At 55.2% G+C, this 8,932-nt stretch carries 2 protein-coding genes; both read left to right on the top strand.

Going from position 1 to position 8,932, the window contains the following annotated elements; genetic code table 11:
- Nucleotides 1–405: 405 nt before the first annotated feature.
- Nucleotides 406–3,219, top strand: a complete 2,814-nt coding sequence (locus H9646_RS06660; RefSeq protein ID WP_191722562.1) for a tetratricopeptide repeat protein — start codon at nt 406–408, stop codon at nt 3,217–3,219.
- Between the two features lie 966 nt (nt 3,220–4,185).
- The gene (locus H9646_RS18625; protein WP_191722563.1) at nt 4,186–8,118 is read left to right on the top strand and encodes a DUF7933 domain-containing protein; all 3,933 of its coding nucleotides are present in this window, start codon (nt 4,186–4,188) and stop codon (nt 8,116–8,118) included.
- Nucleotides 8,119–8,932: the final 814 nt, after the last annotated feature.

Below are 8,932 nucleotides of genomic sequence, written 5' to 3' on the forward strand. Positions count from 1 at the left end.
GTGCTGGGGTAGCTCAGCCACATTTCGCTTTGCGTGCCACTTTGGGTGCGGCCTTTGCTGAGTATTAGCAGTAAATCCACCATGCGTTCGCAAGGTAAAACCGCCACTGATTCGCATCGAAAATCCACCACCTCATCGCGCTGTGGCATGGAGGCCTTTTAACGCTGACGTAGCCGATAGCTAGCTAGCCCTGCACTGATTTTCCTGCGATGGCTGCTCTCGGCCACAAGCCGTCGCTCGCTAATGTCTGCTTTTGGGGAGGTCGTCTACGGAGTCGTGCGGGACGAGGTGCTTTCCCTATCCGCTAGCAGTCGCTGAGAACCTGAGGGCGCTCCTGGCAAAAGGTTACGATTGACTGAAGAACATGCCGAGCCGGTATGCCATCTAACAAAATCTGGCCTCCAAATGCAATCTGAATCCATCAAGAAGCGCATCATCAAGAGTCTCATTGATGAAATCGTCTCCATCGACGCAACATCTCTCGAGCTGTTTGGGCACAGACTTCTCGAGCTCATTGAAAAAAAGAAACTGATTCACCATGGGTTAAATAAAGACCATCGCCCAGTGGGTTACACCGTCGACACTTTTTCTCAAAGCAGCGATGTGATTGGTGAATACAGTGCAGAGAAGACCTACTTTGTTAATGCCAGCAAGGAATACGAGACACCCTGCTTCCCAAAGGTCGCGAATGATATTGATCATGCGCTGTCGCACGGGAATCCCAAAAAGATCTACCTCATAGCGAGTCAAGAGGAGAAGGAGTCCTTCAGAGCAAAATTTCTAAAGAGCGACCATGGTCAGAAGTACGCTAATTTGGTTGAAATCCTTGATGCGCGCGAATTGGCAAAGCGCATCTACGAGTTCTCTGTAGCAAATCCTAGTGACGGAGCCTTCTTCGGAGATTTCTTCCCCGACTTTGCTAAGAATCTGGAAAATTACGAGTATTACGGGCGCATCCCGAGTCGATGCGAGAACCACCAATCCGACGATTTGGTACTGAGCGCTGTGCAGAAGCAGTTCGAGTCTGGAACAGGTGTTTGCGTGCTACATGGACTAAGCGGCTCGGGTAAGACGCAAGCAGCTATCGACTACGTTCGACAAAACGTGGATCGAATTGGAAACTACATCTGGATCTATGGTGATGATTTTAAAAAGGGCACCACGCTTAGCTCAATAAAACGCTCGCGCGGTGGCACTCCATTTAACGTTGCTGGAGCTTTCAACTCCTGCCCCACGTTGCTGGTTATCGATAACCTAGATTGGGCCGTCGATGAGTCTACATTTGAGGAGCTGAAGCTAGGGCTGGCCGCTGGAGGTCTTATCCTTGTGACGTCGACATTGAATTTGCCCGGGCAAAGCTATTACGTCGCCACACCGTCTCTCTCATTTGAGACTGCGGTCAAAGTCTTGGGTGAGGACATTAGCAAGCTCAGCGAGCTCGCACGTTGCTATGTCGAGGCGTGCAGGTTTTCGCCGCTGATCCTCGCAACTACGCGGAGTATTTGCAAGGTGAATGGCATAGACAAGGAGTCCTTCTACAAAGAAGTTCTCGAGAAGCCAGATCTGCTGTCAAGCCAAGATGGAACATCGATCTTGCGTGAAGTTCTCAGCCGGCTAGATACTCACTCGCAGGAAGCACTTGTCATGATTGCCAACTCCACGTCAGGAACGCATGACGCGCGTTTTTTGGGGGCCTTTATCACACAGACGGCATCTATCAACCTTCAACGTCTTTCAATTCTTCAATCAGCAACGACACCAGGTCTCCTGAAAGTCCATGATTTGATCTGTGACGCCGTGAGAACTACTCCAGACGCTCAACCTGTCTCTGATGCTATCGAGAGGTTTGTCGCCGAGGGTTCCGGCGAAATGCTGACTAGTGCAATTCGCCAGATCCACCTGTGTGAAAAGCAATTGATGGCAACCCACCGTGCGCGCAGCACTAGGCAGCCAGATTGGCTGATGTATGCCTTGATGCAGGCCGGCGGTGATGCACGTTCAGAGATCGCGGCAAAGCTTCACGGGTTGAAAATCACGGGGAAATGTTCACTGGCAGAAGTCCTCTGCATCGTAGATGCGAAGGAAGATTTCGCATACACCATTGCTGATAACGTAGCGCGCGAAGCCTACTACAAACAGTGCGCTGACGAATATCAGTCTGTCATCGACTCTGGAGTTCGTGATGAACTTAAAGTCGAACTACTTCATCATCGCGGTAAAGCTCTGCGTCGCTCGGGATCGGCTGCAGAGGCACTCAGTTCATTCCAAGAGATTTTGGCTTATCGGTCGGAGTGGCACGCTGCTCATGGCCAAATTGCGCATCTGGGGACTCAAAAAGAAGCCAACGACCAAATGAAGGCGGCCGGGGAGGCTTCAATGATTTGGCTGGTTGAACGAATTCTCAGCGGTTACTCAGCAGTACCACTTCGTGTCTCACTCGCTGCGATAGCCCGCCTGCGTTCTTATCCCAAAGTTATTTCCGCTATATCGGCCGAACCTGAAAAGGTCAAACAGCTCTCAGATGTGATTGCAATTGCGGCGCTGGATGGCCTAGATCAGTTCTACGAGGCATTCCTCGCGTTCACTTCGAAGTTCGGTTATGAGCATATCGACGTCACCATTGCACTGGCAGGTGCTATGCCAGAACTGCTTACGGTGCCCCCTGAGTCTATTGACACTAAGCAATGGACGAGCGCGTGTGAGGCTCTTTCAAACACTGCGCAGTCAGCCAAGAGCGTGGGGAAGGCTAAACTGGCGAATCGACTGATTGCGTCAGCAACGATCTTTGCACAAGCACTGGTCAACGCGGGAGAATTGAAACCATTCTCTGTGCGAGCGGTCATGAAGGCATTCCTCGCTGCAGACATGCCAGATAGAGCCCTTGACATCTGCGAACAGTTCGCGCCAAAGACGAAGGATCACTGGCTGCTCTATCGCAAGAGTCAGGCTTTGTTGGAACTGGGTAATACGCAGCCGGCCTTGGATGTCGCCCTCGAGGCACTCAAGGTGGCCAAGCAGGATAGCAAAGCTGAAGACCGAATCGCAAGCTATTACGAACTCCTAAGTAAATGTGCCGAGGCGATTCCTGATATTTCGACAGCTATTGCATATTGCCAAGATGCCACCAGATCGGGCGCAGGTGGTAAGTACATGCAGCAGCTTAAAGAGCGGCTCTCAAGGCTCAAAGCGGCTGCGGCACAAGTTCAGCCGGGAACATGATTGGATAATGGGCTGCAGCCTGTTTCAAAGACGTCTGAGTTGAGGTTGAAGATAAACCCGTCAACAACCCTGCTGCCATGTATAGGTAGTAGTGAGATCGAGGACGGGCATGCGCTCTAAAACTGGTTGGCGACAACTCATATGTCGTGAAATCTGCAATGCCTGTAATTCAGCAGATGAGTACTGTTGATCGGGTGCGTCCCGAGCGACCGGTCTGCGGCGGGGTGCTCAAGCCCTTCGATGTTCGCTACGGGTCGCTTTGCGACATTGCGCCACTACTACTAGCTTTGACATGCTAGAAAAGTTCTACGTGGCTTCATCGCACTAAAAGTGGCGATCTTGAATGCAAGTCGCTGCTAGGTTTGGCATGCGAAGCCGTGGAGGTTTTGCTATGCGAACGCTTGGCGGATTTCATGCGAATACCCACTTTGCATTGAAGGCGCTGTGATTGCACCGTGGTTGGTGCTCATAGCGTCCTCCAAATCGACCCTGTCTCAAGGTCGTTTTTTTCGAAAAAAATCCACTTGATGACTCATTGAAAAAACTGGAGCCACTTCCTTTTGCGGCATCCGTAGCGTTGCCGCACGTGTCATTTTTCTGGAAAAAAAAGACACAAACGGCCAGAAAACAAGTGTTTCAGTGACGAAGCGAAATCTTCAGTTTTCATTTTTTATGCAACACCGGTACATGCATCGTGTTGCATTTTTTTGAACATTTCGTCCTAAATTTAGGACAGTAAAGGTGATAAATGAGAATTTGACCTCTTTATTGAGTCTATAAAGGTCAAAAATGTGTGGTCTGAAACAGAAAGTGATAAATCTGTAGGACGTTTCCTAGAATTTGTATCAATAGTTGATCTTTTTAGGTCGGCCAAAAAGCTCTGCCGTGTGCGGAGCTTCTTTTTTTTGTGTTGCTTTTCCTGGGAGATCACTTGCGTGGTTGTTCCGGGCTGTGGAAAGCCTCCCTATGCCGAACTTTCGCCTTCTCAATTGGACCAAGCTGCTGCCGTCTGGCACCCAGGGCGCAGCTGTACCCTTTCGTACATGGTGTGCTAGCAGGTCGTTGCGTTATCTGGTGGCCTCTGCGTTGCTAGCGGGGGGGAGCTTCTGGGGGGCGGGCGTATTGATTGCTGCGGAGTTCGCAGATTTCACGGTGTCGTTGGGGGTCAAGGATGTCGCTACCGACAAGTCGAGCCTCAAGCCCGGCGAGACCACCACATTGCGGATCACGCTTGGAAATAACAGCAGTACAACCACTTTGACCAATGTCGGTTTCAGCGAGTTATTGCCCGTGGGAGCGAATGGCTCGCTGGAAGCGGTCGGCAGCCTTGAGATTCTTCCAGTGGGCAGCGGCTGTACCGGCACGGTGGACCTCAGCGATACGAAAACCATTGTTGTTAGCGGTTTCACAGTTCCTCAGAAGTCCGGGGCCGAGGCGGGACCCGTCAGCTGTTACATCGACATTCCGGTGATCGCCAAGTCGAAGACAGGGGTGAAGCAAGAAGGCTTGGTTTATGACCTGACGGGGAAAATCTCCTCTGACCAGGGGAGCAACAAGGGCGATGCATCGAAGTCCTTTGTGGTGGAGTCTGTGGGGCGCCCCACGTGGGATAAAAGCTTTGAGGGGGGCGACGCCGTCCTGAATGGCGGTACCGTGAACCTGAAGTTGACGGTGACCAATCCCAGCAATGGCGTGCCGCTGACCAATGTCAGTTTCAAAGATATCTTCCCGACGAACAGCGGCAGTCTCGGCGGTGCGGTGATTGACCCCGTAGGTACGCCCACATACGCCAATTGCGGCAACCCCTCGATCACTTCGAACTCAGGAGCAGCTGCCGGCGTGACAGTCAGCAGCGTCAGTGTGGCCGTAGGCCAGACCTGCACGATCACCGTCCCGGTGCAAGCACGCCACACGGGTGGTGAGTACCAACTGAGCAAGACCAACACATTGCAGGCGACTGATTTCTCGAGTGCGCAAGGGTTGGTGCCCAGCGGGAATGCCAGTGACTCCATCAATGTGCGCTCTCCGCTGCGGGTGGCCAAAACGGTGAGTCCTGCCACGGTCAGTGCAGGGCAGACTGGCACGTTTACGGTGGAGCTGTTCAACGACAGCAACCAGGCTCTGACCGTGGCGCAGTTCAATGAAGCGCGCATTAGTAATGCTTCGCCGGGTGGAACGAAGTACCTGGATGCAACCAGTGTCGCCAATAGCTGTGCAGGTGGAAGCCACGGCCTTAGCGGATCGAGCAATCGTGGCTTTACAACCTCGGGTTACTCCATTCCTGCCAATGGCAGCTGCAAGATCACGGTGACATTCACAGGGGCACTGGATCAGCTCAACGAACCGCTGACGTACACCAATACGATCAATAAAGGGCAAGTGGATGTTGGCAATGCAGCGATTGTCAGTCAGCCAGCTTCAGCTCCAGTGACGGTGGTCGATCAGTTCTGGGTCAACAAGACGCAATCGCCTGTGAATGCTGCACCGGGTAATCCTGTGCAGTACAACGTGACAGTGCTCAATTACGACAACAGCGCTGCTGCCAATGATGTGAAGGTGCGCGATACGCTGCAAAGCGGCAGCACTTTTTTGGTGGATGCGCCTTATGCAGTCAGCAGCACTTGTAGCAGCGGGAACGGCAGGGTGGACACAACCAATGTGAAGGGTGATGGCAATCTGCTGTTCACTTTGTCCAGTGTGCCAGCGGCCAGTGGCAATACCCCAGGTTCGTGCACCATCACATTTTGGGCACAGACCTCGACCACGGCGGCGATAGGAAACACGGTCAAAAATCGAATTGGCGAGTGTGGTGTTTATACGGGCAGCTCCCCTGCTGCCGGTACTTGCAATGGCAAAGCGTCGCAAGAGGTTGCTGCGACGGTCATTGCGCCCTTGAAGGCGGAGAAAACCTTCAGCGGTGACTACAGCAAGCCCGATTTGGAGGTGCGCGAAGGCGCTCCGGTGACGTTGAAGATTCGCCTGTCCAACTACACCGACCAAAAGCTGACCGGCGTCACGCTGGGTGATGCCTTGCAGCTTGCAAGCAATGGAACAGCGCAACTGCGCATTGCTTCGCTGCCTAAGGCCAGTACCACCTGCGTGGGCGGTACGGTCACCGCAGCAGCCGATGGGACCTCGCTGGCGTTGAATGGCGCAGAGGTGCCGGCACGCACCGCCAGCAGCAATGCTCCGGGGCAGTGTGAGATTCAGGTGGATGTGGTCGGCCCCGCCGGCATCTATTCCAATACGGCACAGGTGACGCAGGCGACGCAGACATATGCCAATGGCGCAGAGGCAAACACTGCGACCGTAAATTCCAACACGGCAAAGTTGACGTTCATTGGGTCGTTGACGGCCAGCAAGGCGTTTTCTCCGGATGTGATGACGGTCAATGGCAAGTCCACGGTCACCATCAAGCTCAAAAACAGCGATACCTCGGCGCCCATTACCGGCATTGCCGTCACCGATAACCTGGCAACGGCGGGCCTGAAGCTGGCCGATCCGGCAAAGATGTACAGCACTTGCGGTGGCAGCCCCACGTTTGAAGGAGCAGCGGGGGCGGGCAAGGCTGTCATGAAGGGCGCTTCGTTGCCGCCATCGGGCACCTGCGATTTCATCTTTGATGTGGTGGATGACGGCAGCAAGACGTCTGGCAACTGGGTCAATATTCTGAAAGCAGGGGACATTCGCGCGGACAACGGTGTGCAAAACCAGCAGGATGTGCAGGCTACGCTGGCGCGCTCCTCGGAAGAGACACCCAGTATCACCAAGGCTTTTTCACTGACCGATGTGTCGCCGGGGCAGCCGAATCGACTGTCCATCGAGATCAAAAATGGGCAGCAGAAGTTGACGGGCGTCACGCTGACGGACTGGTTTACCCAGGACGGTACGCAGGCAGGCGCCGATACGGGACTGCGGATTGCCAGCCCTGCGAATGCCGCAACCACCTGTTCGGGCGGCTCTGTGCAGGCGGTCTCTGGTGGTACGTCGGTGACCATACAAGGGGCAACTCTGGAGCAGCGCAACGGCGTGGATGAGCCTGGCAAGAACACTTGCACCGTCAGTGTTGACGTCATGGCCACCATTCCAGGGGCTTTTAAGAACACCATTCCTGCCAAAGGCTTGGTCAGCAACGAAGGGCAAAGCAATGGCGGCGCAGCGACCGCCTCGTTCCAGACCGGCAGCAAGGTGGGGGTGAGCAAGCATTTCACGCCGGCCGTGGTGACTGCGGGCGAGCGCTCGCGTCTGCGCATCAACTTCTACAACCCGACGCCGGTGGCGCTGGGCAATGTGGGCCTAGTGGACCAGTTGCCTGCAGCCGCCTCTGGTGGCGGCCAGATGACGGTGGCCCCCGGCCCGAATATCGTTCAGACCTGCGGTGATGTGACAAAGGTGGATGTCAGCGACCCCAAGAAGGTCGTCATCAGCAATGCCAACCTGGCAGGCGCAGGTACCGGTGTGCAGGTGGTGGTCTGCTATGTGGAACTGGATGTGCTGGCCGATATAGACGGCTCTTACGCCAACAAGATTCTCGAAAACAGTCTGACCGTGCAGGACAAGCCGGTCAAGCATCCTCCGGCAGAGAACACGATGCACGCGGTGCAGCCACTGGTGGTGCACAAGGCCTTTGACCTGAAAACGCTGGACTCCGGCACCTTGCCTGGCGGTTGGAGCAAAGGTGTAGCCACACACAAGGCCGGTGAAGTGGCCACGCTGACCATCCATGTGGAGAACAAAAACCCCGACCTGGCGCTGACGGCGTTAACTTTTACCGACGTGCTGCCAGATGGTGTGGTGGTTGCACAGGTTTGCGACAGCGTGGGACTGGCGTTGGCCACCGTCATCTCACGCTTGTCGTGGCGCACGGCCGCAGTGGTGCTCCACTGCTCATCCCATTGATGACGCAGACCCAGCTCAACGTTGCTGGAGGTCTGGTAGTCGCCTGCACGGTCATCGGCCTTGGCCTGCACCGTGGTGCGCTCTGTCAGCGGAATCTGTACCTTCACTCCAGCCTGGCGAATCGCTTCGCCGTTGTAGGCAATCTGGCCGGGGGCGGAATAGCCTTTTTCCTTGTCCTGCACATAGGCGCTGAGCGTGCCCTTGTGGCTGTCGGTCACCTCGGCCAGGTCCAGCGTCGCTTCCACACGGTAGGCCTTGGCCTCGTTGGGGCTGGCGCCGTTGATAGCGTTGAAGCCATAACCGCCATCCACCGATGAGGTGGTGCTGATATCGCTCACGCCGCTGGAGCGGGCAACTTCGGCTTTCACCTGGGTACCAGCGGCAAGGCGCACTGTGGCATCCAGACCCTGCAGGGTCTGGCGGTACTCCTTCTCACCCTGCCGGTAACCGGTCAGCCCCACGCGCAGATGGTCGTTCATCCAGTGGCTGACACGGCCACCGTAGGCCATGGAATCCACGGCACTGACGCCCGGCACGTATTCATAGGTCACCACCAGATGCAGCGGATTACCCGACAGAGAGCTGGTGTAGATCAGGCCGCCACCCGAAGCGGTCGACGGCAGCGGCGCGCTCAGCATGATGCGGCCCTGCAGGTAATTGACCTCGTAGTCCTGACCGGCTGCCAGCTGGCGGCGCTCGATCACCATGCCCGAATCACGGTCACGCACTTCGACCCACACGCGCTCGGAGCCAACGGTCACATCCTGATGGCGCATGTAATAGAGTGAGCCGCCGGTGCCTCGAAATTCTTCGC

It is taken from the genome of Comamonas avium (genome assembly GCF_014836675.1).
GTDB lineage: Bacteria > Pseudomonadota > Gammaproteobacteria > Burkholderiales > Burkholderiaceae_C > Comamonas > Comamonas avium.

What these genes read in the sequence shown, in the direction of transcription:
- H9646_RS18625 (WP_191722563.1), top strand. Translation starts at nt 4,186, where the DNA reads ATGCCGAACTTTCGCCTTCTCAATTGGACCAAGCTGCTGCCGTCTGGC.
- H9646_RS06660 (WP_191722562.1), top strand. Translation starts at nt 406, where the DNA reads ATGCAATCTGAATCCATCAAGAAGCGCATCATCAAGAGTCTCATTGAT.